This window comes from Sphingobacterium siyangense (genome assembly GCF_007830445.1).
GTDB classification, from domain to species: domain Bacteria; phylum Bacteroidota; class Bacteroidia; order Sphingobacteriales; family Sphingobacteriaceae; genus Sphingobacterium; species Sphingobacterium siyangense.
In genome coordinates this window covers 101,662-125,305 of record NZ_VLKR01000016.1, presented here as the reverse complement: position 1 = coordinate 125,305, position 23,644 = coordinate 101,662, and the positions used below count along the sequence as shown (strand labels likewise).

The window sequence follows — 23,644 nt, the reverse complement described above, 5'->3', positions numbered from 1 at the left end:
ATGGAGGAATATAAGAATAAAGTCGTATTGATCAGTGGGGGACTTGGTGATATCGGAAGGGCTATGGCCGAAGCATTTTTGACCCAGCAGGCAATTGTATGCATCTCGGATCGGTTTGAGCCGCAGGTGGCGAGAGCGCGGTGGCCCTTGTTGGATGGTGCTGGAGCACGTTTGTTTTATGATCAGGTCGATGTTGCAGACGCCAGGCAGGTTGACGCCTGGGTACAACGCATAAGGCAGGAGTTGGGTGCAATATCCATCTGTATCGCGAATGCCGCATGTGTCACTATTAAAGACTTCAGCACGTTAAGCAACGAGGAATGGAAGAATGAAATGGCCGTTAATCTCGACGGTTCATTCTTCCTGGCGAATGCCTGTGCGAAGTCATTTGTGGAGACTGGGCTTGCGGGTTCGATCGTTTTTATGGGTAGCTGGGCTGCACATGCCGTGCATCAAAATTTACCGGCCTATAGTGTCTCTAAGGCTGGGCTACGTATGCTTTGCCAGGCCATGGCTCTTGAATACGCAACATATGGAATTCGTGTCAACGAAATTGCACCAGGCTATGTCAATGCCGGGTTGAGCAAAGTGGTCTGGTCATCAAACGCCGAACTTCAAATGAAAGCAAAGGCTGTGGTGCCACTTGGCCAGATTATAGAAGCCGAAGAGGTTGCTAAACAGGTGCTATGGATCTGTTCGGACAATTGTAAACATATGACTGGTACCGCAATTGTGATGGATGGTGGACTGTCTTTGATTAGACCTTAACGTATGAAACAGAAAGACCTCTTGAAAGAAACGACGGGTAGTTTGTACGGACGATTTGGACTTAGCCAATGTGATATTACTCCACCGATCGGCATCTATTCCCGTAATTGGGGGGCGGCTGCATTTGACCAGGCAACGGCTGTTCATCAACCTTTGATGATGCATTGTCTATATATGCAATCCTGCGATGGCTTGCCAGCAATCCTGCTAACCGCTGATTTAGGCTGGTGGAAAAATGCAGCTGATGAACAAAATCTGCGATTAGCATTGCTCAGTCATTTTAATCTGGCTGAATCGCAGCTGATTTTTGCGCTATCGCATACCCATGCGGGGCCTAGCATCTGTTCGACAGATGCAGCGCAACCTGGAGGTGAACTGATTTTGCCGTACCTTGAATTCCTCAAACAACAGGCGATATCTTGTGTTGAAATGGCACAAAGTGGTTTATTTAAGGGGAGTCTAACCTGGAACTATGGTGTATGTGATTTGGCAAGCAACCGCGATCTGGAAGTGGATTCTCATTATCTGATTGGTTACAATCCATTGAAAGAAGCAGATACAACCTTGTTGGTCGGACGGCTGTATGATGAAACTGAAAGCTTAAAAGCGGTTATTTGTAATTATGCCTGCCACCCAACCAGCTTTGCTCACGAGAACGATTTGCTCTCACCCGATTTTGTGGGCGAAATGCGAAATACAGTAGAGCGCTCCTTATCCGTGCCTTGTCTTTTTTTACAGGGCGCGTCAGGTGATTTAGCTCCACGGAGACAATATGTAAAGGATCCAGCACTGGTCGAAGCCAACGGAAAGCAGTTGGGTTATGCTGTTCTCGCGACGCTGGCCCAGGAACAGCATGGTCATAAAAACTGGGTTTTTAAGGAAGCCTTGATTTCGGGGGCTCCACTGGCCTGTTGGGGATTTCGGGAACAGACTACTTCAATCGATCTTAAGCAAAGGGTATTATCCGTCAAAGTGCCTTACAAAAAGCTGCCTAGTCCCGAAGCAATTTTGAGTGAATACCAACGCTGTGCGGATCGTGTTATGAAAGATCGCCTTTGGCGGAAATATAATACCCGTAAATCCATTGGAGATCAACAAGAAGCTATTATTCCGGTGTGGATCTGGAAAATGGGAGATGCCGTGTTGGTGGCGCAGGCCAACGAAGCCTATTCCTGTTATCAAATTGAAGTGAGAGCCCAATTTCCAGATCATACGATCGTTTTTATCAATATCGCGAATGGCTATGTGGGGTATCTCGCACCGAAGGAGCTTTATGATAAGGATATTTATGCCGTGTGGCAGAGCCCTTATGCCAGCGGCGGTCTTGAAATACTTATTGAACAAACTAAATTAGGAATTCAAACATTATTGACCGATGAAACTCGATTGGATTGATGTCGTTATTTTTGCCGTATATATTATTGGTATAGTGGTATTGGGCTTATACGCTTCGAAAAAAAACTCCGCCTCTAAGCGGGATTATTTTCTTGCGGGTGATAAGTTGCCTTGGTGGATGATTGGCGGAAGTATCATCGCCGCAAATATCAGTAGCCATCATCTCGTTGGCGCTATGGGGGCTGCTTATAGTCGCGGTTTTGTCGCGATTACCCTGGAATGGGGAGCGATTCTAATCGGTTTTAATGCATTATTATGGATATTTCTCCCTTTTTATATCCGCAATGGTTTCTATACGATTCCTGAATACCTCGAAAAAAGATATGGCAACGCTACCCGCGTGTTGTACGCTATTTTGATCCTGTTTACCTATGTTTTTGTGGAGATTGGGGCCGTTCTTTATTTGGGCGGTCTGTCGTTGCACGCTTTATTCGGCATTCCTATTTTATACAGTATTTTTGGAATGGCAATTTTGACCGGTTTATATACCGTTTTAGGCGGTCTAAAAGCGGTGATATGGACGGAGATGGTACAGCTTGTCATTTTGGTGCTGGGCGGAATAGTATTAACTTTTGCCACCATTGATGCGGCAGGAGGTTTTCAGTCTGTGGTAGAATCCTCCAAGGATTGGAAAATGTTTTATCCCGCATCTGATCCTGACTTTCCCTGGACCATGTATTTAGGCGGACTGTTGTGTATCAGCGTGTTTTATTGTGCTACGAACCAATTTATTGTGCAGCGCGTATTGGCGGCAAAAAATGAATGGCATGGGCGCATGGGTGTCATCTTTGGTGACTATCTTAAATTTTTGGTTCCCTTGATTATTACTATTCCGGCGTTGGTGGCTCCAAAATTCCTGCCGCATCTCGATCAGCCTGATTTGCTGTTTGCGACACTCGTGGAAACCTTATTGCCCAAAGGTCTGGTTGGTTTGGTGATGGCAGGGTTAATTTCGGCTATCATGTCCCATATTTCAGGAGCGATCAATTCCTGTACAACGATTCTGACCGTCGATATCTATAGCCAGTATATTAATAAAAATGCAAGTGACTACGAAGCAGTCCGTTTTGGTAAGCGCGCCGGAGTCGCTATTATCGTGCTCGGAATCATGAGTGCGGTTGTACTGATCAGTTATTCGGATAAACCAGTTTTCCTTTATTTGATGAATCTATACGGTCTTTTTACACCAGGCATTGCAACGATGTTTTTAATGGGGGTTTTTTGGAAAAGAACCACATCGCAGGGTGCTTTGACAGCAGGTTTACTGACAATTCCCCTTTCTTTACTTTTGGAATATGCCTTACCTGAAATGCCATTTTTTAATAGAACAGGTATTGTATTCTGGACTTGTATGATTGCTTGTGCCGTGGTCAGTTTGTTGACACCTGCGGTCTCAGAAGCAAGGTTAAAAAATCTTGTGTTGACGGGCGATTCTTTTCGGGTGCCGGATCAAGATAAAGCCGCTTACCGTGGATTTCGAAATCCGACCTTATGGTGGATAATTATAACGGTGTTGGTGCTCTATTTTTATGTACGTTATTTTTAGCTTAACTTGTTGAAGTGTTAAACTTTTAAAACTTATCCAGATGATCGAGCCAATACTGAAAGAATTAAATACCAAGATAGAGAACATTTTTCCGAAAATCGTTGCAATACGTCGACATATTCATCAGCATCCTGAATTGTCTTTCCAAGAATACGAGACAAGTGCCTATATTCAGCAACAACTCGGGGATTTGGGGATACCATTTGAGATTGTCGCTCAAACAGGTGTTGTGGCTGTGCTGACCGGTCAAAAATCGGCAAGTGATGATATTGTGGTATTACGGGCAGATATTGATGCTTTACCGATAGACGAGCAAAATGATGTGGGATATAAATCGAAGAATAGTGGTGTCATGCATGCTTGTGGTCATGATTTTCATACGGCTAATCTATTGGGGGCCGCATCTATATTAAATGATTATAAAACGGAGTTTTCCGGTAAAATTGTTTTGCTATTTCAGCCTGCTGAGGAAAAGATTCCTGGCGGAGCGATTCAGGTTTTGGAATCCGGGATTCTGGAATCTTTCGGTGGAACGATTAAAGCTGTGCTGGGTTTACATGTAAGTCCCCGTGTTTCTGTAGGAAAAGTCGGTTTACGTTCCGGGCGATTTATGGCCTCGAGCGACGAGTTCTATTTTACCATTAAGGGACGCGGTGGCCATGCTGCGGAGCCACATCGGGCTGTTGATCCCATTATGATCGGCGCGCAGTTACTCACCACCTTACAGCAAGTTGTCAGTCGGAAAGCCAACCCTGATGTACCATCTGTATTGACCTTTGGTCGTTTTATTGGAGATGGCGCGGCCAATGTTATTCCCGAGGAAGTCAAATTAGCCGGAACATTTCGTACAATGGATGAGGTATGGCGCAAGGAGGCGCTGGAAATGGTTGCTGAAATAGCGGCGACGCTTCCCGTATCGCTTGGTGCAAAGGTAGAAGTTGAAGTCCGGCATGGTTATCCCGCGCTTTATAATGATCCCGCGTTAACGCAAAAAGTCAAAACTATTATCGCGGAGACGATGGGGAATAGTGTGCCACAAGATCTCGAAATCTGGATGGCGGCCGAGGATTTTGCTTATTATTCTTATCGTTATCCCGCCTTGTTTATGTTGATAGGCACAAATAATGACGATTCTGCCACACAATATGGTCTTCATAATCCACAGTTCAATCTGGATGAAAAGGCTTTCGAAACATCAATCGCTGTTTTAGTCAATGCAGCTATTTCCCTTTTGAATGAATCAAATGAATAGAAAAAAATTCTTGATGGCCTCCTTTGCATTTGGATTATCCTATGCCGTTAATGCGAATAATAAGGTGTTCTCGGAGCATGGTAACGTAAAAAAGATAGGGATCATTGGGCTAGACATTACACACGCTGTTGCTTTTACAAGAGCGATTAATACGGCTGCTAGCAATCATCCCTACGGAAAATACAGGGTTGTTGCGGCTTATCCCTACGGAAGCAAAACAATTCCCTTAAGTATTGAGCGTATTCCGAAAATTACAGCGGAAGTGCAACAGCTCGGTGTTTCGATTGTATCAAGTATTGCCGAGCTATTGAAAAAAGTGGACTATGTGTTTTTGGAGACTAATGATGGAAATCTTCATCTGGAGCAGGCACTTCAAGTAATCAAAGCTAAAAAACCTTTATTTATTGATAAACCAATAGCGAATTCCTATAAAGACGCTTTCCAAATTTTTCAATCAGCAAAAAACTACGATTGCCCTGTTTTTTCATCAAGCTCCTTGCGTTATATTACCGGACTTCAGGAGTTGGATAGGACTAAGGTAATAGGCGCAGATGTCTATTGTCCGGCAGTAACGGAACCTTCGCATAAGGATCTGTATTGGTATGGCATCCATGGGGTCGAAATGTTATTTGCATTGATGGGACCGGGATGCCGCTCGGTAAAGACTATTCAGGAACAGGGTACTTCGTTTTATGTTGGGGAGTGGGCGGATGGAAGAGTTGCCTCACTTCGGGGTATTCGCGAGGGAAAGGATGATTTTGGTGGAACGGTTTTTTTGAAAGATCAGATTGTCCATTTGGGACAATTTATGGGATACGGCCCATTGTTGGATAAGATCCTTCCGTTTTTCGAAACGGGTGTAAGTCCGGTTGACGAAAAGGAAACTCTGGCAATATGCGCATTTATAGATGCAGCCGAAGAAAGTAAATTAAATGGCGGAAATATTGTTCAGCTTCAAAAATAGGGGGCAAGCCTGCTTAATAATTACTCGTCACCGTAATCAACAATGGACTATTAAAAATTGAGGCGGGTGATATGACCGTTTCATTCAGCGGAACATTGTTACCATAACGTTCTTTCAGCTTAGTTTTCACTTCGGGGCTGCTTAAATCAAAATCTTTTAGTTTCTCAAGCTTCCCAACTTCGATGTTCGCTCCACGCTGGTATATTTTCCAGATCAATTCCGAGCAATAGATCTTATCGTCTGACCATTCGAATGTCGCGTCGTAATTTTTGCTGATAAAATCTTTGCCGATTGCTTTCATTTTGGCCAGTGTCGAATTGGTCAGTACCTGGTCTGCATTTTTGAGGCGTTTAACCGCGTAATGCTGCTTTTCGCCACGCGCAATCCAGTGTTCTAACTTAGTTACAGTTACGGGCTGTACGGCTTCCAGTACATAAGGTTTACCGTTCTCATAAAAAATAATTCCACAATGGGAATACGGAGAACGCGTTGCTAATTGGATCGCCTTGCATTGCGGTGAAATAGAAGACTGAAAGATCATATCGCCATCGTTGAACTGGGGTAGTTTTGAATTAGCCTTCGATTGCTTGGGAACCATTGGCTTTTTTTGCGCATGAACTGGCAATGTCAGCACTGCGATGATCAGAAGATAACTAACAAGAGATATGAGGTAAATAAGTGTCTTTTTCATTGTTTTATGTATGATTTACTGAAATAGTTTAATGATTTTCTTTGACTTGGTCTTTTCGGCGAGTTGAAAAGCAGATAATACGTCGGATTCATATTGATATACTTTCTCCGTGGTGGCACCTTTCTGCAAAAGATAATCTATGGCAATGTTGTTTTTCATTAAGATCGCTTTTCCAAGTAATGTACATTGTGTGAAGCTATAATCCGCTTTAACTTCATCTATACCCAGACGGTTTAGACTATTTAAAGAGGTTTTACGGATAAAATCCATATCGTTTTTTTCTATTGCCGCCTTCAGTACTTCGAAATCATCGACTTGTCTGTTTCTCGTCAGAAATAAGTGATGAAATTGTTTGGCAATAGCATACTGATCCTTTTCTAAAATCCGATGAATGGCATTGCTGCTAAATTCCTCTACTGTGGAAAATCCATGCAGCTGACTAAAAAATAAAAGTATATTTTCAAAAGGGAGCTTGGTTGCCTCCAACTGCATTAGGCCGCCCAAATCGTTCGTGTCGAATAAGTTCTCCATGTGTTTGAGGCTGTCCAAAGCGATGAATTGAAATTCAGGTTGGTAGTCCGCGAGCCAATCGGAGGATTTGGATATGACAAAGTTGTTATCAGTAACCCTATAGTTGATGGCGGTAGCCGGTTCGGCATAGTTGATTATTGTTATTGTGCTGTCTGATAGTTCATAATATTTTGAACGAAGATGCTCTGCCGTTGCGGTCGGGAAAAGCCTGTTGAGATCGATCTGTATGGCATATACGCCCATGGTGTCCACCGGCAAATTATAACAAAGCGTCCCTTGGTCCGTAATGTAAAAGGGTAATCTGTTTCCTGGCTGCTGCTGTGACTGAAAAACGATCTTGTTTTGATCTGCAAACAACGATGTTGCGAGACCGGTCAGTAAGCAAAGCATGCAAAGACCTGTTTTTAACCACAGGCGATTCGTCGGATAAAATGATTGCATAACTAATCGTGGTATTGTTCTAAAAACAGATTGATCTGATTGGTTAATCCAAACGATTCGGTTTCCAATAAATTGATCTCAGCTTGTATCTCAAGTGTAGTCGGCGATAAAGTTTGTTTTTGGTAGACCTGAATGTCCAGTTCCAAAACCGCTAATTGTAATGCTAGAAGCTGTTTACCTTCTGTTGTATTGAGTTGTAGTTCATTAAAAGCATGTTTTAATCGTTCTAATTCAGCGATTGATTTTTGGATGTCATTTTCATCGGCCTTGCCGAAGTTTGGATAGGCTTCTCCCAGCGTACGAAAAGCATCGAGGTATTCTTCCTCGGACATTTCATAAATATTCGAATAGAGCATATTGTACGCATCAATGGCGTCATAGGTATCCGCATCCATTAAGTCTTCGCGATAGTCCTCGACCAATTGTTTGATGTCTTGAGATTCAATCTGTAAAATTGACTCAATATCCTGTTTGATAAGATTGGCTAATTCCATGCTTTATGCTTAAGTAATTCAAATTCTTTGCTAGCACATTTGTGGGCTGACAAAGAATTTTGTGACTTTGGTATAGACAAAGATCATGTTTTATCGCAAAATTTCAATCCCTATAATCAGCTAATTTTTATTGGAACTGTCTCTCAGTGGTTTTTTATCACCTGAACAGCTCCTATAGGCTTGTGCAGTCAATATTTCCATCACATTTTTTTGTCTTGTAGGACGTGTTTTCTTTCTACCCGTTAATCGAACGAAGAGCGGGAAACCCTAGTAGCAAACAGGGATCAGAGCGATATCAAATTCGACCTTTTAACATTGTTTGTTCAGTGCTTGTTCAGTGATCGTTCAGTGCTTGTTCAGTGATGACTCAGTGTAGACTGTATAATCAGTGACTAATGACTGTCTAAATACTGATTAAAAATTGTTGTTAGATATGACTTGATATCCATATGTTTCGATTTAATACTTATCTTGATCAGCTATCCGCTAATCAGGAAATCAGTTTCATGTTTACTATTTAGAAATGGAGGATGAATTTTTTGCTACGCTGTTTTATTTAAATTATTTTACTGATATACAGTATTATATGTATTGTTGTTTGATTTTATGAGTAAAAAGTACTCAATTTATTTTGCAAGCTTAAATTTAATCTTCATATTTGTTGAGTAAAAAGTACTCAATAGTAGAAAGCAAAATTAAAAGCTATGATTGTATTAAATAAGCATCAGATAGTCACAGAGCAATTTCCAAATGGGGAGACAAAAGTGAAAGATTTTGATCAGTTGATCTTAAAGAACAATCTCATTGAATTTACTTATCAGGAGGATGGAGATTTAATCCGCTTGCTTTTTGTCAAAAAGCGATTGGATGAAATACCTACCGAATCTTGCAGATTACTGATCCGTTATATGCCCTATAGCCGTATGGATCGCAAAATTGAAGGTGATTTGTTTACATTGAAATATGTGTCGGAGTTTATCAATAGTTTGCAATTTGATGCGGTATCTGTTGTCGAACCGCATTCCAATGTGACATTGGAGCTACTAGCGAACAGTGTAGGGATTTATCCGGCATTGGACTGGTTGCCACAATTAATGGAAAAACTTGAGTTTTCGGAATCAGATCGGATTGTTTTTCCGGATAAAGGAGCTGCCGCACGTTACATCAACAGCGGCTATGAAAATAGCTGTATTTTTGAGAAAAAGCGGAATCCACAAACAGGCCGGATCGAAGGGATGGAACTTAAGGCCGGAGATATTCCGCTCGGCGCAAAATGTATTATTGTCGATGACCTGTGTTCGGCAGGGGGAACATTTCTTTGGGCAGGGAAAATATTGAAAGAAATGGGAGCCAGTGCAGTCTATCTTTTGGTCACGCATTGCGAACCCCGAATTTTTAAAGGGAACCTGCTGAATGATGATTCACCGATAACCAATGTCTTTACCACCAATTCTATGATGGATACCAAGCACCCCAAAATAAATTATATCAACTTAACGACTGAAAGCTATGTTTAAATCAATGAGCATGAATCCAATACTTTGGACAGATGGTTATAAATTGTGCCATAAGGATCAATACCCTGCACATACGCAATGGGTTTATGAGACTTGGACGCCGCGCATGTCCCGCATAGAAGGCATTAGTCATGTTGTATTTTTTGGATTGCAGGGGGCCTTGGCCGAAATCACGAATTCATTTGATGCAAACTTTTTTGCTCAACCGGAAGAGGAGGTCGTGGCGGCTTACGAAGAGGCAATAGCAGCTGTTTTTGAAAATACAAACACGAAGTTCGCATCGATGCATGAATCGAAACATATTCGCGATCTACATCGACTGGGGTACCTTCCAATCAAAGTAAATGCTTTGCCGGAAGGCAGCCTGGTGCCTATTGGCGTGCCAATGTTTACCATTGAAAATACACATCCCAATTTTTTCTGGCTTCCGGGTTATCTGGAAACACAATTATCGGCCTATATCTGGTCACCGATGACAGCAGCGACAATTGCAGATCGCTATAAAAGATTATTGACGGGTTTTGCCGAGAAAACGGGCGACGTCAATAAAGTCTTTACCCAAGCCGGTGATTTTTCCATGCGTGGCATGGGCTCTCCTGAAACGGCTTATCGTACAGCTGGGGGGCATCTGTTGAGCTTCGGTGTCTCAGCTACGCTTTCCGTTAGGGAGTATCTGAAATCCTACTATCATGCAAAAAGTGATGTAATGATGTATACCCCGTCTACGGAGCACAGTGTGATGTGTTCTTATGGTGAGGATGAAGTGGAAGCATTTCGGCATCTGATCACCAAGGTATACCCAAGTGGAAATATTTCCATTGTGTCGGATACATATGACCTCTGGAATGTAGTTGACAACGTATTGCCGAAACTGAAAGATCTTATTATGGCTAGGGAAGGAAAAGTTGTTATTCGCCCCGATAGTGGCGATCCTGTAAAAATTATCTGTGGTGATGTGGCATCTGATCGCAGTACCGTTCGGAAAGGTATCGTCGAACGTTTATTTGAACTTTTTGGCGGTACAACCAACAGCAAGGGATTTAAGGAGCTGGATCCACATATCGGAGTGGTTTATGGTGATTCCATTACAGTGGATAGAGCCGCTAAAATATGTCAAGGTTTGCTCGATAAGGGCTTTGCTTCCACCAATACCATATTGGGAATAGGCTCTTATACCTATCAATATGTTACACGCGATACTTTTGGTTTTGCGTTAAAAGGAACTGCCGAAATTGTCAATGGAGAATTTAAAGCAATTCAGAAACGTCCGGCTACAGATACCGGAAACTTTAAGAAGTCACAAAAGGGTATGGTGGCTGTGGTATTCGAAAATGATGAATTTCGTTTAATAGATAACCTGAATCCAAAAACTATAGCTGAACTGGAAAGTAGAAACCTACTCCAAACCTGTTATTTGGATGGTGAATTTACACACACAACGCGTTTTGAAGAAATAAGGAATAGATTGAAAACTGAAACAATTCGAGTATATGGAAAATAGCGTAAACAAACCGTTTTTCATCCAGGATGAAAACGTTGCACAGTATGCACAATTGATGGCATCCTGGATTGCTCAGCAAGTGAAATCTGCAGGCCGTCAGGGACTTGTATTGGGAATGAGCGGTGGTATCGACTGCAGTGTTGTGGCCTGCTTATGCCGTCTGGCACAAGTAGATGTTCACTTGGTCATGATGCCCTATGGCAGCGATATGAATAATAGTAAAAGTCATCAGCATGCGATGGAGCTTATTCAGAAGTTTGATTTTCCGTTTCATGTGTTTGACATTCAGTCTGCTGTGGATGCGTTGGCAATTCATCAAGAACAATTTGTCGCGGAAGCCACAGCCGCTAACCGCGCCTTGAGCCTTGCAAATATTCGCCCACGTGTTCGCATGACATATTTGTATCAGTTTGCGCAACTGGGCAGCAGATTTGTTATTGGTACGGGGAATATGGCCGAAGCTACGGTAGGTTATTTTACGAAATGGGGCGACGGCGCCTACGATCTGAATCCGTTGGCAATGGTTACCAAACAGGAAGTATATACCTTGGCAAAATACCTGGGCGTACCCGAATCTATTCAGTATAAAAGTCCGTCTGCCGGCCTTTGGGAAGGACAGACAGATGAAGATGAACTGGGAATGACTTATGCGCAAATCGATGGGTTTATTTTGAAAGGTACATCGGGCAACCCGGTTATAGATGAACTTATTCGTAAACGTATACAACAATCTGCGCACAAGTTTGCAGCAGTGCCTACGTTCAAGGGTTAATTTTAACTAGTTAAGGCAATCGGCTAGTTATGGCAATCGACGCAAGCACTTCATAGCAGCTAACAAGAGACAAAAACTATGCTTTAATGAAGATGATTTTTAATTGGAGGAAAAGTTTAATGGCCTCATCGTTTTGCGTAATAAATGCGGCGTTGAAATAAATATTGATGAAAGAAAATGAATAGCATGATAACACCATTTGATCAGATTGTCGATGTGCAGCATATTGCCAGCGGCAAAAGTGATAATATACCGGCAATGCTGGCATTGGCAGAAAAGGAGCAGGTCAGGCCTGCAGCTTCGGACCTGAAACGGACGCTGCTTTTGGCAATAGATGTTCAGAACGATTTTATGGAATCTATTGGGAGTCTTGCGGTCAATGGTTCCAAAGCAGATGTTCAGCGTCTAACACAATGGATGTACCGTAATTTGGGCTCGCTGACACAAGTGATGTGCAGTCTTGATTGTCATTCGATGATGCAGATTTTCCATGCCGATTGGTGGCTCGATACGGAAGGAAATCATCCGGAGCCATTTACCATCATTCGCTATGCTGATGTCCGCGATGGTATCTGGCGTGCTGTGAATGGCCATACAGCCTTAGCGCTGGATTATCTTCAGCATTTGGAAGCTGAGGGAAAAAAACAATTGTGTATCTGGCCATATCACTGTTTGGAGGGGACCTCTGGCGCACAGCTTGAGAGTCAATTTACGAATATGCTCTATTTTCATAGTGCTGTGCGTCAGGTAAAACCAGTCTTGGTTTACAAAGGACAGGATCCGAATACGGAAATGTATGGTATTATTAAAGCCGAATATGATGGTCATAAATTCGTAAACCATGCTGTACTTGAAGCAATACGGGCACACGATGCCATTTATATCGCGGGAGAGGCATCAAGCCATTGCGTATTGGCTTCGGCGGTGCAGATTTTGGAGTATTTTGAACATGATCGGTCCATCACCTCCCGTATTACCTTATTGATAGACTGCATGTCGCCGATTGCCGGATTTGAAGAGCAAACCTTCCTGCAGTTTGATGCTTTAAAAGAAAAATATGGGATACAGATCAAATTGTCAACCGAAGTAAATTTGTAGTACATGGCAAGCTCAGCAAAAAAATATGTATATGAATATCCGAGGCCTGCAGTAACGGTTGACTGTGTGATCTTCGGTTTTGATAAAAACCAGCTTAAGGTATTATTGACCAAACGTGCAATAGAACCTTTCTTGGGAAAATGGGCTTTTCCAGGTGGTTTTATTCAGGAAGAAGAAACCGCCGACGACTGTGCGCTTCGTAAACTGCAGGAGGAGGCCGGTCTCAAGGATATTTTCCTTGAACAGCTTTATACATTTTCAGACTTAGCGCGTGATCCGCGCGGAAGAGTGATCAGCATTGCTTATTATGCGCTTGTCAAGCCTGAAACGTATATTTTGGAAGCGGGTGCGGATATTGAAGCTGTAAAATGGTTTGGCATTGCTGAAAATAAAGACCTCGCTTTTGACCATAAACAGATCTTGAATACCGCCATCGAAAGGCTCAAAGGGAAAATACGTTATCAGCCGATCGGTTTTGAGCTGCTGCCCGAACAGTTTACCTTGCCCGATTTGCACAATTTGTATGAAACTGTTTTGCAACGGTCAATTGACCGTGGGAATTTTCGAAAAAAAATCCTCAGCATGGGTTTATTGATCGACCACAGCGATAAGCAGAAAGATCGGCGTGCCAGGGCTGCGAAGATTTATAGTTTTGATAGGGTAAAATATAAAGAACTTACTGAATCGGGGTTTTATTTTGAAGTATAAGTAGAACAGGGGGAGCAGGCAGAAATGAAATAATTCGTATAAGGTCATTTATTAATAATCGGGATTGTTTTATTCTCCTGATCTGTTGCTATTCGTGAATACCAACGAAATCAAGCCGGTGCTAACCCTGAAAATCACCACAATCATGTACTTCAAATTGATCGATCAAAGATTTCTGGGTGTAGTATTTTGCGATACGTTTATTCTTTAGCAACAGCGAATCCCCCTTGATTTGTAATTCGAAAATAGGCTCTTTCTCTACTCGCTTGAAGATAAATTCATTGTGCTGGGTCTTTATGATTAGGCCTGTGTCGTTGCTGATAGCGGTAAATTCTTTAATCTGATAGATTTCATTGGAATCACAGACATTGACCAAAAGCAGCTGTTTTTTATTTATTTTGATTTCTGCAAGATCACAGGCATAACATATTCCTGAAAATTCGATACCATATTTCTTGAAACTATTTTTGCTCTCCGGCTGAAGAATATCAATCGGATAGAGCTGATTAAAAAGAGCCAGGTCATCATTGGGTGTGGATTTCATCGCCTCCTTTTTCTGTAAAGTGTCTATACTGGCTGGGGTACTAACTGCAATGGCTGTTTTTTGAGCCTCATTCTTTTGTTGGCAGCTAAAAAGCAATGCTATACAGGGTAGAAAAATAGTTTTTATAGTGAACTTCATGGTTGTTTTAGGTTAGTTGTACTTTTTTGAAATTGGTTATACATGTTTTTTATTCGATCTCGACCCATTTTTTTTCGAAATAGATCGTGCATACCGGTATATCGGTCGAATCGATGAATTTAGCTTGCACAAAATCACCCTTTGTGTCCACATATTTTAGTTTTGAGCCTTTACTGTCTAAGCCAGAGGTATCGTAATATGCGCCCAGTTTGAGTTGAAATGGATTGTGTTCCACATCGTTGGTAAAGATGGAAAATAAAAGTAGTTTTTTTGAGCCTATATCTGCCTGCTCATAGCCAAAGAAGCGATGGTCTAAACGTATATTCGAATGTAGGCGTATGATGCTGTCTTGAGAAGCTAGGTTTACATAAGCTGTGGTGACTTCATCAGATTCCAGTACACTTTGCGCATTGGCATGGTCAATGCTATCCAGTTTGGCGTGTTTTGGCAATGCGGTGTCTTTTAAGACGGTATCTTTGACTGGTCTTTCCGTCGTTTTTGCGGGTGCTAGGTGTGCTTCCTGTGGCTTTGATTTTTCCTGACAGGCAATTTGCAATGAAAGAAGTATCAATGCGCCGATATAATAACTGTATTTGACATGATTCATTGTTCTTTCCGTTACAAAATCCAAACCAAAGTTGCCTAAAATAGGCTGAGAAAAAAATCCCTGTTTTCCGCTAATCGAAAAAATCGATAAATACGGTATTTTTACAGCATTCGCATGATTCTTGTCATATGGAATGGATTACTGCGATATAACGACAAACAGAAAAATTCGCGCATGGCACATCGTATTTATATCTATAATGTAAATCTCAAGACCAAAGAAACATATCCTTCTTATCTGGCCGAATGGAATTATGAAATTCCTTTCCTGATGCTACCTTTATTTTCCGCCAATATCCGGTCCAAAGGCAGCCAGCTTTATGCAAACAAGGAAGATGGGATCGCACGACTGCGCTATTTTTATGCGTTGTTGGCTGATAGGTATCAATTGCATTATAAAAAAATATATTTTGAGCCTGTCAATAGGATGTTTGAATTTTTGGAGGCTTTGCCTTTCGATACTTTTCAAATCGATGGACGCGATGTTTTTACCATGAATGAAGAAAATGGCGCGGAGCAGGCCAAAGATTGGGTGGCGGAAATAAGAATGAAGGCCGCTTTGTATGAACAAGCGGTCGAAGAACAGTCCTTAGATCCGCTGGACCCGCTTGTGAAAGAGTCTGGTTATACTTCATTTTTAGATGCTCTTCAAACCGATTGGATTGATTATGGCTTGGGCTTATGGGCAGAAGAGGTGTTGAAAGGACCAGGAACGGAAGTTTTTGAAGTAGAGGGAAAGCAAGGATTAAAAAATGCTAAAGGTGATATTTTGCTTGACGCGATTTATGATGAGATATTTGAATTCAACGATCAGGGGATTGCGGTAGTTCAATCAAATGGACAATATGGTTATATCAATGCTAGCGGCGCTGAGCTGCTGTCCTGTCAATATAGCGACGCTTTCGATGCGCGGCATATCAATGGTAACAATTACGCTGAAGTAGAAGTGGCAGGAAAACGTGGGGTACTGCATATAGATGCCAAACAGCTGAGCATACCTGCAATCTATGATGAACTTGACTGGATTGCCTATGGATTTATAAACGCAAGACAAGGGGATAGCCACATTCTCCTTTCGGCTGAAGGACGATTGATTATTTCAGATCCTGCACCCGAGCCGTTTATGTATGACTATAACAAGCTGTTCTATAACCGGCAAAAAGGAACGATAAAAAGGAAATATTACCGAATGGACGGTCAGTATTTAGGGACTTTTCTGGAAGGTAGTCTGGAGCCGCTAGCCAATCGATATTTTTGGATTAAACCCAATAAGCTACAGCCCAAAATTGCCGTCATTCAACCCGATGGTAATATTTTGGATGAAGGAATTGATCGGATTATAGTCTTGGATGGCTATCAAAGTATTGCCTATCTCAAAAATAAAAGATGGCAGATTTACTCGCTTGAACAGGGGGTATTTCGACTGATGGATAGCCTGATAGATAAAGTAGCTGTAGATAGCATACAGCAATACCGCAAAGATATTTTTGTCGTAAGCTGTGTTCAAGGACAGGGGATTTATGATGCTCATCGGGGGGAATGGTTACTTGAACCTGCTATTACCCATCAGAAAATCGAACATTGCTTTTTGGATTTTATGCGCATACACTGTCCTGTGGGAATGCGCTATTTCGATACGAAGCTTAACTTTTGCAGTGAGCTTTACGATTATATTTGTTCGCCTTTTCATTATCCAGCACCTGAGGCAATCTCAGGCGAACTCCTGTTGCTTTTTAAGGGAGAGAAGATCTTTCATCTCGACCTAAACCGGAATGTGATAGAGATACCCGAAACAGCATTCGGGCATTTATATACAGAACGTTATCAGCTACAGGGGCGTGATCAAAGCTATTTTGTGCAGTTTTATCAAGCCTGGACGAAACGCAAGGGTGATGGATATGAACAGTATTTCGATAATGACACACTGCTTGAAAGGGGGAAGAAGCTCGATGCTGAAGGGAAGGTCTCCGAAGCCATTCGGCTGCTCAAAATCGCGGCCGATCGGGGCAGTGCAGACTGCCAATATTTCCTTGGAAATATATATACAGATGCAGGCTACGATGGAATGGATATCGCAAAGGGAAAGTTCTTCTATGAACAGGCAATGGCGCAGAACCATGCTCAGGCATGGAATAACTGGGCCTTTCTATATGCGACAGCGCATGGTGTTGAATTGGATATTTCGAAGGCCTTAAAAGGGTATCAGCAAGCTGTTGCGCTTGGAGAGGCGCAAGCCATGACCAACTTAGGGAATTGGTATTACGAAGGAGCCTATGTGGAACAGGACTATGCCTTAGCCTTAGATTACTTTAAACAAGCTGAAAAAGCGGGTATCCCCAACGATGCGCAAATGGCAGAAATCTATTATCAAAAACAAGATTACGCGAACTTATTGCGTTATTTAAAAAGGGATACCACAAATCAATTTGCCGCTATTTATTATGGGATTTTGTATGAGGAAGGACTGGGCGTTAAACAAAGTTTGCCAAAAGCGATCCGTTACTATGAGCAAGCCAATGAAGAAAACGTGTATGCCTATGCTGTCAATCGTTTGCTGCAGCTGTATGCTGCGCATGGAGCTGCAGCAAACGTGGATAAATACGAGTTTTGGTTAAATTTTGCTAAAGAAAATGCTGTTGAAATTGATCAATAGTAAGAGAATTATTATCGCATAGAAAATGGCTCATCGCATATATATTTACAATACAGATAAGAAGGATCAAGATTACTTTCCGCATTATTTAGGGGAATGGAACTATGTGATTCCGCCGCTTTTTTTACCCTTATTTGCTGCTAATCCGAAGGCAAAAGGTACCTTAGTTTATTCCGAAAAGGAGCCTGGAATCCGTAAGCTTCGCGCTTTTTATGATTTGCTCATTCGTGAATATAGGTTAAATTCAGATGCGTTGGCCATGGCAGCTATCGGGAAACTGTTCGATTTTTTGGACGGTTTGCCCTTTGATTACTTCCAGCTGAACGCGAGTGATGTATTTAACATGAGCGATGTTAAACATAGTCAACAGGCAAAAGATTTTGCATTTGAAGTCTATGAGAAGAATTTGCCCTATGAAAAAGCAATCGAAAAACAGTCCATAGCTGAGCTCGAATCTATTTTGCTTCCCGCTGGTTATACTTCTTTTTTAGCGATGCTCGAGCTGGAATGGGGCAACTATGGCTTGGGCTGGTGGAATAGCGAAGCGATTGATAGTCTGGATAATCAATTTTTTGAAGACCAGGGGCTTTGGGGGATACGCAATGCAAAAGGGGAGGTGAAGGTCGAAGCAAGCTATCAGGAAATTGGTGATTTTGACTATGAAGGGATCGCTGTCATAAAGAAAAATGACCTGTTCGGTTATTTGAATAGGGGCGGAGAAGAAACTATTCCCTGTATTTATTCATCGGCAGCACCAGCCCAATATGGAGTTGGATCAACCGTTGGTAAGGTGAGCTTAGCTAAAAAATACGGATTGATCAACGTCGGGAACGGAGAAATAATCATACCACTTGAATATGATGAACTCGAAGATTTTGCTTTCGGTTATTACCAGGGAAAGAAAGATCAGCAATACTACATTATCGACGCCCAAGGTCAGTTCTTCAATGTTTTTGGTACAGACAAGCCGTTTGACATAGATTATGATGGATTTATCTATCAAGATATTCCCGAAAATAAACTGCGTCATTATTATTCCAGCAGAGGCATTTTACTTGGTGCTTTTGCCAGTGGTACACTGAGCGAACTGCTGTTTGATTTTTATGCGGTCAATTTGAATAGCAAAAAGAAAAAATCTGTTTTGTCTCCCGATGGAACTTTCTTGGTCAAAGATGTTGATATACTCAATGCTGGAAACGGTCGAGCTGCATTGTTCTTTGCCAATTCCGGTAGCATTCGTTTGTTTGATCTGGAAGCCCGGGCCTATGTACTGCAAGACTTGGTAATGCAATCCATTCAAGGGGGGACTGATTTCGGTAATGGTGCCTGGGATTGCTATATCATCGAAACAGCTGCCGGAAGTGGGATCTATCAGGCCGCTGAAAAGGCCTGGCTGATCCCGATCTCAACGCACTATGTGAAGATTGTTTATGCTGCGGTGATGGATTATTTTATTCTGAAAGACCATGCGGGAAGATATTACTATTTTGACGCAGTGCAAAGGGCCGTCAGCTCCGCCTATGATTATGTCTGTGCAAGCGTTAATCACTATCAGGATCTGATGTTATTGCAAGGTGACCGCTTGTATAAAAAAGGCTACGATGGTGTGGAAGTAATTCAGGAAGAACAATATGGCCAATTTCTGAAGAAGCTGGATCAATTGTTAGGAGAAGATTTTGATGTATGTAGTCGTTTTTTTGAACGATGGAAGACTGCAAAGGGCGATAATTTTGAATCCAGCTATGATAGTTATACCTTGTATCATATGGCCTTAGACTGCTACCGGCAGGGCGATGTTGAAAAGGCGATGCGCTATTTTACCTTTTCTGCCGACCAGGGAAATGAAAGCAGCATGCATGAACTTGGGAATATCTTTACGGATACCGATAGCGAAGACAATCGTTTTTTAGATTTGGACAGGGGAATTCAATATTATGAACAGGCCGCCCAAAAAGAATATGCCCCTGCCTGGAATGCAATTGGCTACCTCTTTCAGTATGGAATCGGCTATAACAAAGACTTGAAAAAGTCATTTGATGCTTACATGAAAGGAGCCGAGTTGGGGAATGGCTATGCTTTGTCCAATTTAGGTTACTTTTATTCAAGTGGGATCTATGTTGAAGAAGATCTGGAAAAAGCCCTCACTTATTATCAGAAAGCGGAATTAAAATTAGTTGAAAACAACAGCAATATGGCCTCTATCTATTACAGTTTGGAAGATTACGATCGTCTATTGGTTTACTTGAAAAGAGATAAGGAAAATAGTTATTCCAATATTTATTATGGATTGCTCTATGATCAGGGACTGAAATTTAAAAAGGACAGTAAAAAAGCGATCCACTATTTTGAGCGTGCCAATGACTACGGCGTTTACGAAAGTGCCACAGCGCGCTTATTGGATTATTACAAGAATGATCCTACATTTAGAAATCAGGAAAAATTTGTCCATTGGTTAGGTTTTGCAAAAATCAATGAACTGGATATCGAACAGGATTTATTGCAATGGGATAATCAGTCCGATGATTCAAATGCAAGTTCTTCCTTTTTTAGTAAACTATTTAAAAAGAAAAAGTAAATCATGTTATCATCAGCAAATATAGATTTTAGTGGCATTCTGATCGACTTGATCATGATTGTTTTTTTTGGATTTGGAACGATTTATACGTTAACGGTAGGTATTGTTCATATCGTAAAGAAAAAAACACGAACCGCGGGGTATTATTTTCTGTCGTTTTTTCTGTCGGGTTTTATTGGACTCCTGATTGCAGGATTGCTAGCCTTTTTTTGGGCGATGTCATTGTCGTAAAGTGAAGGCAATAAAGTGAATTTAGCACAATGATCTTTTGACTGGCAGTCAAAAGATCATTGTGCTATGTAATTCCATCAATGGTTTTTGGCGTTGACAATATGCATGAGGTGGTGGTTACAATGCCATGCATACAGGCCTATATTGACCTTTAAAGAAATTAGTCTTTTGGTAACGGGGTGAATAAAACCCCTTTCAAGTTGTTCGGCTGAAAGGCTTTTCAGCAGTATGACCCAACGTTCATGTAGACCTTCAAGCAATTTTACCGAACTTTCTATGGGAATTATTTTGGCGTCGGGAAGTTCGGCCCACAATTTTTCTTCATATAATTTGATGGTTGGATCTTCTTCCGTTAGGGCCAATTTGAACCGGACAAAGCTATTCATATGGCTGTCGGCACAATGGTGAACGACCTGACGTATAGTCCATCCGTCAGGACGGTAACGCTTCTCTAGCGCACTGTCCGTAAGGTCGCCGACTTCGGATTTTAACCGAGCCGGAAAATCTGCAATTGTCTTGATCCAGTCATTCAACAGGGAGCTGTCAATTACATCGGGTATCGCGAAACGACCTATGGGGTATCTGAGTTTTTCTAATTCATGTTGCATAACCTAAAATTACTTAAAATAGATGCAAGGTTCCTAATCTTTATGTTCATGTTTTCGATGAATATTTTTTTTCGATACGTTCTTGTGCAAGCTGTAATTTGGATGCGATAAAGAATTGTGTTAATTTCGGCAAAAATGCTAATATCAATGATCCTCCCGTTTTTGTGGAGGATCATTGATATTAGCATATAAAAGCACAAGAAATGAAAAGTCTAAAAGAACTGATTGATACAAGTAATTCGGGATGGAAGCTGGTTGAGGGCTGGTTGAAGGAAGCGACAAATTCATATGAAGTGCTTCCTCAAAACCCTAAGCGGGCTGATGAGGAACTTTTAAGGGCACAAATTACGACGAAATCTCCGATGGGGGCCATTATTCATCAAAGCGGTGGTATACTGATCGATGGTGGCTGGTTGCGAATTTTAGGCTCCGGTTCGCCAAAGCTGAACCGCGGAATTATGGAGTGGAATAAGGGCAAAAGTTTTGACAAGGAAGGCGAAAAAGGAGGATTTCTTCTTATAGCTGACGATGTTTTGGGTGGTTATTTTGCCATCAATGCCGGCGCTCTGGGAGATGCTATTGGACAGGTCTATTATTTTGCTCAAGATACCTTGCAATGGGAAAGTTTGGAATGTGGCTATTCGGACTTTGTTTTTTGGGCTTTGAAAGGGGATATCAGACAGTTTTATGAAACATTTAAATGGAAAGACTGGAGTGAAGACGTCAAATCGTTGAATGGTAATCAAGTTTTTTCGTTTTATCCTTTTCTATGGACTGAAGAAGCACGGGATTTTCGTAAAGTAGATCGCAAGCCAATGGCAATCGATGAGAACTACCATTTTACGATGGAATTTGCTGGCAGACGCTAATCGTTATTTTAATACGACAAACCCTTCAGCTTAATGCTTTAATAGGGTGATAGGACAATATGTATATTGTCCTATCACCCTATTAAAGCGAGAAAAATAACCCTGAATAAGATTTAAACGGATTTATTTTGAAGGCTAAAGCTAACTTCATTCAGTTTGATCAGTTGTATTTGTATTCCTTCTGCAAGACCAAGCTGCGTAGCGGCTTCTTTTCCCAGTTTAAGTACATGAAATCCTCTGCCTCGGTAGGTAAAATTGCATTCATATTCTCCGGCATTGATCATAATCCTTAATTTTTGGGATTTAGTGGGAAATAAAGGTTTAAATTCTTTTGTAATCCTTATTTGCGATTTCTTAACGTCATCTGCAGTAATCTTGTTGCCCTCCGAAGGAAAAAGCATGTTTGTCGGTGGTGTCTGTACTGCGGAGGCTTGGGACTCGGCGTTTTGCTCCTGAATTTCCTGAGCTTTTGGAGACTCATTTTGTATCGGTTCAGAACTTGTTTTATCCTGACGTTTCTTCTCTTGGCGCCCTTTCTTTCTATTGTTTTGATTTGCAGTTTTTGCCGCAGTTTCTGTAGGAGGTACGGAAGGAGTAGGAGTAGAAGGAGTTTTGTGCTCGGTTTCCGCTGCTGTAGCCGGACTAGTCATTGCTAAAGGCCGTTTAATGATATTGCGGATGTAGTAGTGTTTTATGCGCGATTTGTCGGTGTTCCGCTCTTCAATTTCAAAATCTTCCCTGTAGGCTTTAAAAAGGTGGGACATCTTGTCGTATCCGTAATTTCGCGCATCAAAATCAGGTTTCCTTTTATTGAAAAGACTTCCGATTTCACCTAGGAAAGCCCAGCCATTTTCATCAGCTGTATCATCGACAGTGTCTTTTAAAAGTTCCAGGGTTTCTTCATCTAGTACTGCTATACTTGCCGGGTTTTCAACCGGGGCAGGTTTGGGTTGATTTTGCTGTTTTTTCTTTGTGACTGTTTCTTTCTTTTGATTTTTCTCGAAAATTTCCACATAGATAAACTTGTCACAGGAGGCGATAAAAGGCTTAGGTGTCTTTTTCTCACCAATACCGATTACGAGTTTGCCTGATTCCCGGAGGCGCGTGGCCAAGCGGGTGAAGTCGCTGTCGCTCGATACAATACAAAATCCGTCCACTCTGTCCGAATGCAGAATATCCATGGCGTCAATAATTAATGCGGAATCAGTAGAATTTTTGCCTTGGGTATAACTGTATTGTTGTATGGGGGTAATCGCGTGGGTAAGAAGTTTGTCCTTCCATTTTTCAACATAAGGGTTGGTCCAGTCTCCGTAGATGCGTTTGATGGTTGGAATCCCGTATCTTTTGACTTCATTCAAAATCTCTTCGATCTTTCGATAAGATACATTATCCGCATCGATTAGTATTGCGATTTGCAAATCCCCATGTTCTGCCATATATGTTTAGATTATTTTTTCAATATTTGAACTCTTTTCTATTCGTGTGACCTTTCTGATCTGAATATATTCGTTAAAAATACAGTATTGTTAAAGAATTTCTTGAATTTTTTAGAATTAATTTGAATGCTATTTTTTTAGAACATGCGATCAGCTGCTTTTGTTTGGGTGTAGGGGGGGATTTATTATGTTTGTGGAGCGGTGAAATGATTTGAGGGACGGTGAAAATAAAAAAAGGTTTTCAAACGGGGAGAATGAAAACCTTAAATAACCAATTATAAACCTAAATTATGATGATACAAAGAT

21 protein-coding genes are annotated in these 23,644 nt (G+C 41.6%); 14 read left to right on the top strand and 7 right to left on the bottom strand.

Annotated features, from left to right (window positions below):
• Genes IQ31_RS15330 through IQ31_RS15310 form a run of 5 tightly spaced genes read left to right on the top strand, consistent with a single transcriptional unit; the run spans nucleotide 1 to nucleotide 5,925 of the window.
• Nucleotides 1-768: an SDR family NAD(P)-dependent oxidoreductase gene (locus tag IQ31_RS15330; RefSeq protein ID WP_232475741.1), complete on the top strand. Its 768-nt coding sequence runs from the start codon at nucleotides 1-3 to the stop codon at nucleotides 766-768.
• A gap of 3 nt (nucleotides 769-771) precedes the next feature.
• A complete protein-coding gene (locus IQ31_RS15325; RefSeq protein WP_145328606.1) occupies nucleotides 772-2,163 on the top strand; it encodes a hypothetical protein in 1,392 nt (463 codons plus the stop codon).
• Nucleotides 2,144-3,709 (top strand): SLC5 family protein, encoded by a 1,566-nt coding sequence (locus IQ31_RS15320; protein ID WP_145328604.1) that lies wholly within the window; start codon nucleotides 2,144-2,146, stop codon nucleotides 3,707-3,709. The genes IQ31_RS15325 and IQ31_RS15320 overlap by 20 nt, the downstream gene beginning before the upstream one ends.
• Before the next feature lie 40 nt (nucleotides 3,710-3,749).
• Nucleotides 3,750-4,961 (top strand): M20 metallopeptidase family protein, encoded by a 1,212-nt coding sequence (locus IQ31_RS15315; protein ID WP_145328602.1) that lies wholly within the window; start codon nucleotides 3,750-3,752, stop codon nucleotides 4,959-4,961.
• Nucleotides 4,954-5,925, top strand: a complete 972-nt coding sequence (locus IQ31_RS15310) for a Gfo/Idh/MocA family oxidoreductase (protein ID WP_244294510.1) — start codon at nucleotides 4,954-4,956, stop codon at nucleotides 5,923-5,925. Before IQ31_RS15315 ends, IQ31_RS15310 begins: the two co-directional genes overlap by 8 nt.
• Nucleotides 5,926-5,938: 13 nt before the next feature.
• Here IQ31_RS15310 and IQ31_RS15305 read toward each other — a convergent pair whose 3' ends face one another.
• Genes IQ31_RS15305 through IQ31_RS15295 form a run of 3 tightly spaced genes read right to left on the bottom strand, consistent with a single transcriptional unit; the run spans nucleotide 5,939 to nucleotide 8,082 of the window.
• Nucleotides 5,939-6,616: a YiiX family permuted papain-like enzyme gene (locus tag IQ31_RS15305; RefSeq protein WP_145328598.1), complete on the bottom strand. Its 678-nt coding sequence runs from the start codon at nucleotides 6,614-6,616 to the stop codon at nucleotides 5,939-5,941.
• Between the two features lie 15 nt (nucleotides 6,617-6,631).
• On the bottom strand, nucleotides 6,632-7,588 hold the full coding sequence (locus IQ31_RS15300) for a hypothetical protein (protein WP_145328596.1): 957 nt from the start codon (nucleotides 7,586-7,588) through the stop codon (nucleotides 6,632-6,634).
• Between the two features lie 2 nt (nucleotides 7,589-7,590).
• Nucleotides 7,591-8,082 (bottom strand): hypothetical protein, encoded by a 492-nt coding sequence (locus IQ31_RS15295; protein ID WP_145328594.1) that lies wholly within the window; start codon nucleotides 8,080-8,082, stop codon nucleotides 7,591-7,593.
• A 704-nt stretch (nucleotides 8,083-8,786) separates the two neighbouring features.
• Here IQ31_RS15295 and IQ31_RS15290 point away from each other — a divergent pair.
• The 5 genes from IQ31_RS15290 to IQ31_RS15270 all read left to right on the top strand — a co-directional run bounded on the left by IQ31_RS15290 (nucleotide 8,787) and on the right by IQ31_RS15270 (nucleotide 13,678).
• Nucleotides 8,787-9,599, top strand: a complete 813-nt coding sequence (locus IQ31_RS15290) for a phosphoribosyltransferase (RefSeq protein ID WP_088160986.1) — start codon at nucleotides 8,787-8,789, stop codon at nucleotides 9,597-9,599.
• Between the two features lie 10 nt (nucleotides 9,600-9,609).
• Nucleotides 9,610-11,100, top strand: a complete 1,491-nt coding sequence (locus IQ31_RS15285) for a nicotinate phosphoribosyltransferase (protein ID WP_208734284.1) — start codon at nucleotides 9,610-9,612, stop codon at nucleotides 11,098-11,100.
• The gene (nadE, locus tag IQ31_RS15280; RefSeq protein WP_075991911.1) at nucleotides 11,090-11,872 is read left to right on the top strand and encodes an NAD(+) synthase; all 783 of its coding nucleotides are present in this window, start codon (nucleotides 11,090-11,092) and stop codon (nucleotides 11,870-11,872) included. The genes IQ31_RS15285 and nadE overlap by 11 nt, the downstream gene beginning before the upstream one ends.
• 186 nt (nucleotides 11,873-12,058) lie before the next feature.
• Nucleotides 12,059-12,970 (top strand): cysteine hydrolase family protein, encoded by a 912-nt coding sequence (locus tag IQ31_RS15275; protein WP_075991912.1) that lies wholly within the window; start codon nucleotides 12,059-12,061, stop codon nucleotides 12,968-12,970.
• Between the two features lie 3 nt (nucleotides 12,971-12,973).
• Nucleotides 12,974-13,678, top strand: a complete 705-nt coding sequence (locus tag IQ31_RS15270; protein WP_075991913.1) for an NUDIX hydrolase — start codon at nucleotides 12,974-12,976, stop codon at nucleotides 13,676-13,678.
• 121 nt (nucleotides 13,679-13,799) lie between these two features.
• On the opposite strand, the gene IQ31_RS15265 is transcribed toward IQ31_RS15270, so the two are convergent.
• Together IQ31_RS15265 and IQ31_RS15260 are read right to left on the bottom strand one after the other, a co-directional pair.
• Nucleotides 13,800-14,360, bottom strand: coding sequence for a hypothetical protein (locus IQ31_RS15265; protein ID WP_088160988.1), 561 nt, complete (start codon nucleotides 14,358-14,360; stop codon nucleotides 13,800-13,802).
• Between the two features lie 49 nt (nucleotides 14,361-14,409).
• Nucleotides 14,410-14,967: a hypothetical protein gene (locus tag IQ31_RS15260; protein WP_088160989.1), complete on the bottom strand. Its 558-nt coding sequence runs from the start codon at nucleotides 14,965-14,967 to the stop codon at nucleotides 14,410-14,412.
• Between the two features lie 114 nt (nucleotides 14,968-15,081).
• Between IQ31_RS15260 and IQ31_RS15255 the strand changes: the two genes are divergently transcribed.
• The 3 genes from IQ31_RS15255 to IQ31_RS15245 are packed head-to-tail and all read left to right on the top strand — an operon-like array spanning nucleotide 15,082 to nucleotide 20,425.
• Nucleotides 15,082-17,619, top strand: coding sequence for an SEL1-like repeat protein (locus tag IQ31_RS15255; RefSeq protein WP_083663560.1), 2,538 nt, complete (start codon nucleotides 15,082-15,084; stop codon nucleotides 17,617-17,619).
• Nucleotides 17,620-17,644: 25 nt separating this feature from the next.
• Nucleotides 17,645-20,194, top strand: a complete 2,550-nt coding sequence (locus IQ31_RS15250; RefSeq protein ID WP_145328592.1) for an SEL1-like repeat protein — start codon at nucleotides 17,645-17,647, stop codon at nucleotides 20,192-20,194.
• A gap of 3 nt (nucleotides 20,195-20,197) precedes the next feature.
• The gene (locus IQ31_RS15245; protein ID WP_075991917.1) at nucleotides 20,198-20,425 is read left to right on the top strand and encodes a hypothetical protein; all 228 of its coding nucleotides are present in this window, start codon (nucleotides 20,198-20,200) and stop codon (nucleotides 20,423-20,425) included.
• Nucleotides 20,426-20,502: 77 nt separating this feature from the next.
• On the opposite strand, the gene IQ31_RS15240 is transcribed toward IQ31_RS15245, so the two are convergent.
• Nucleotides 20,503-21,033 (bottom strand): YfiT family bacillithiol transferase, encoded by a 531-nt coding sequence (locus tag IQ31_RS15240; protein ID WP_075991918.1) that lies wholly within the window; start codon nucleotides 21,031-21,033, stop codon nucleotides 20,503-20,505.
• Between the two features lie 203 nt (nucleotides 21,034-21,236).
• On the opposite strand from IQ31_RS15240, the gene IQ31_RS15235 reads away from it, so the two are divergent.
• Entirely contained in the window at nucleotides 21,237-21,902 is a 666-nt protein-coding gene (locus tag IQ31_RS15235) for a DUF2625 domain-containing protein (RefSeq protein ID WP_075991919.1), read from the top strand.
• A 113-nt stretch (nucleotides 21,903-22,015) separates the two neighbouring features.
• On the opposite strand, the gene IQ31_RS15230 is transcribed toward IQ31_RS15235, so the two are convergent.
• The gene (locus tag IQ31_RS15230; protein ID WP_145328590.1) at nucleotides 22,016-23,338 is read right to left on the bottom strand and encodes an NYN domain-containing protein; all 1,323 of its coding nucleotides are present in this window, start codon (nucleotides 23,336-23,338) and stop codon (nucleotides 22,016-22,018) included.
• Nucleotides 23,339-23,644: the final 306 nt, after the last annotated feature.

Bases quoted from the DNA above. Each gene is read 5' to 3' on its own strand.
- IQ31_RS15245 (WP_075991917.1), top strand. From the start codon at position 20,198: ATGTTATCATCAGCAAATATAGATTTTAGTGGCATTCTGATCGACTTG.
- IQ31_RS15285 (WP_208734284.1), top strand. From the start codon at position 9,610: ATGAATCCAATACTTTGGACAGATGGTTATAAATTGTGCCATAAGGAT.
- IQ31_RS15310 (WP_244294510.1), top strand. From the start codon at position 4,954: ATGAATAGAAAAAAATTCTTGATGGCCTCCTTTGCATTTGGATTATCC.
- IQ31_RS15250 (WP_145328592.1), top strand. From the start codon at position 17,645: ATGGCTCATCGCATATATATTTACAATACAGATAAGAAGGATCAAGAT.
- IQ31_RS15260 (WP_088160989.1), bottom strand. From the start codon at position 14,967: ATGAATCATGTCAAATACAGTTATTATATCGGCGCATTGATACTTCTT.
- IQ31_RS15300 (WP_145328596.1), bottom strand. From the start codon at position 7,588: ATGCAATCATTTTATCCGACGAATCGCCTGTGGTTAAAAACAGGTCTT.
- IQ31_RS15230 (WP_145328590.1), bottom strand. From the start codon at position 23,338: ATGGCAGAACATGGGGATTTGCAAATCGCAATACTAATCGATGCGGAT.
- nadE (WP_075991911.1), top strand. From the start codon at position 11,090: ATGGAAAATAGCGTAAACAAACCGTTTTTCATCCAGGATGAAAACGTT.
- IQ31_RS15330 (WP_232475741.1), top strand. From the start codon at position 1: ATGGAGGAATATAAGAATAAAGTCGTATTGATCAGTGGGGGACTTGGT.
- IQ31_RS15255 (WP_083663560.1), top strand. From the start codon at position 15,082: ATGATTCTTGTCATATGGAATGGATTACTGCGATATAACGACAAACAG.
- IQ31_RS15320 (WP_145328604.1), top strand. From the start codon at position 2,144: ATGAAACTCGATTGGATTGATGTCGTTATTTTTGCCGTATATATTATT.
- IQ31_RS15270 (WP_075991913.1), top strand. From the start codon at position 12,974: ATGGCAAGCTCAGCAAAAAAATATGTATATGAATATCCGAGGCCTGCA.
- IQ31_RS15325 (WP_145328606.1), top strand. From the start codon at position 772: ATGAAACAGAAAGACCTCTTGAAAGAAACGACGGGTAGTTTGTACGGA.
- IQ31_RS15315 (WP_145328602.1), top strand. From the start codon at position 3,750: ATGATCGAGCCAATACTGAAAGAATTAAATACCAAGATAGAGAACATT.
- IQ31_RS15275 (WP_075991912.1), top strand. From the start codon at position 12,059: ATGATAACACCATTTGATCAGATTGTCGATGTGCAGCATATTGCCAGC.
- IQ31_RS15290 (WP_088160986.1), top strand. From the start codon at position 8,787: ATGATTGTATTAAATAAGCATCAGATAGTCACAGAGCAATTTCCAAAT.
- IQ31_RS15240 (WP_075991918.1), bottom strand. From the start codon at position 21,033: ATGCAACATGAATTAGAAAAACTCAGATACCCCATAGGTCGTTTCGCG.
- IQ31_RS15305 (WP_145328598.1), bottom strand. From the start codon at position 6,616: ATGAAAAAGACACTTATTTACCTCATATCTCTTGTTAGTTATCTTCTG.
- IQ31_RS15265 (WP_088160988.1), bottom strand. From the start codon at position 14,360: ATGAAGTTCACTATAAAAACTATTTTTCTACCCTGTATAGCATTGCTT.
- IQ31_RS15235 (WP_075991919.1), top strand. From the start codon at position 21,237: ATGAAAAGTCTAAAAGAACTGATTGATACAAGTAATTCGGGATGGAAG.
- IQ31_RS15295 (WP_145328594.1), bottom strand. From the start codon at position 8,082: ATGGAATTAGCCAATCTTATCAAACAGGATATTGAGTCAATTTTACAG.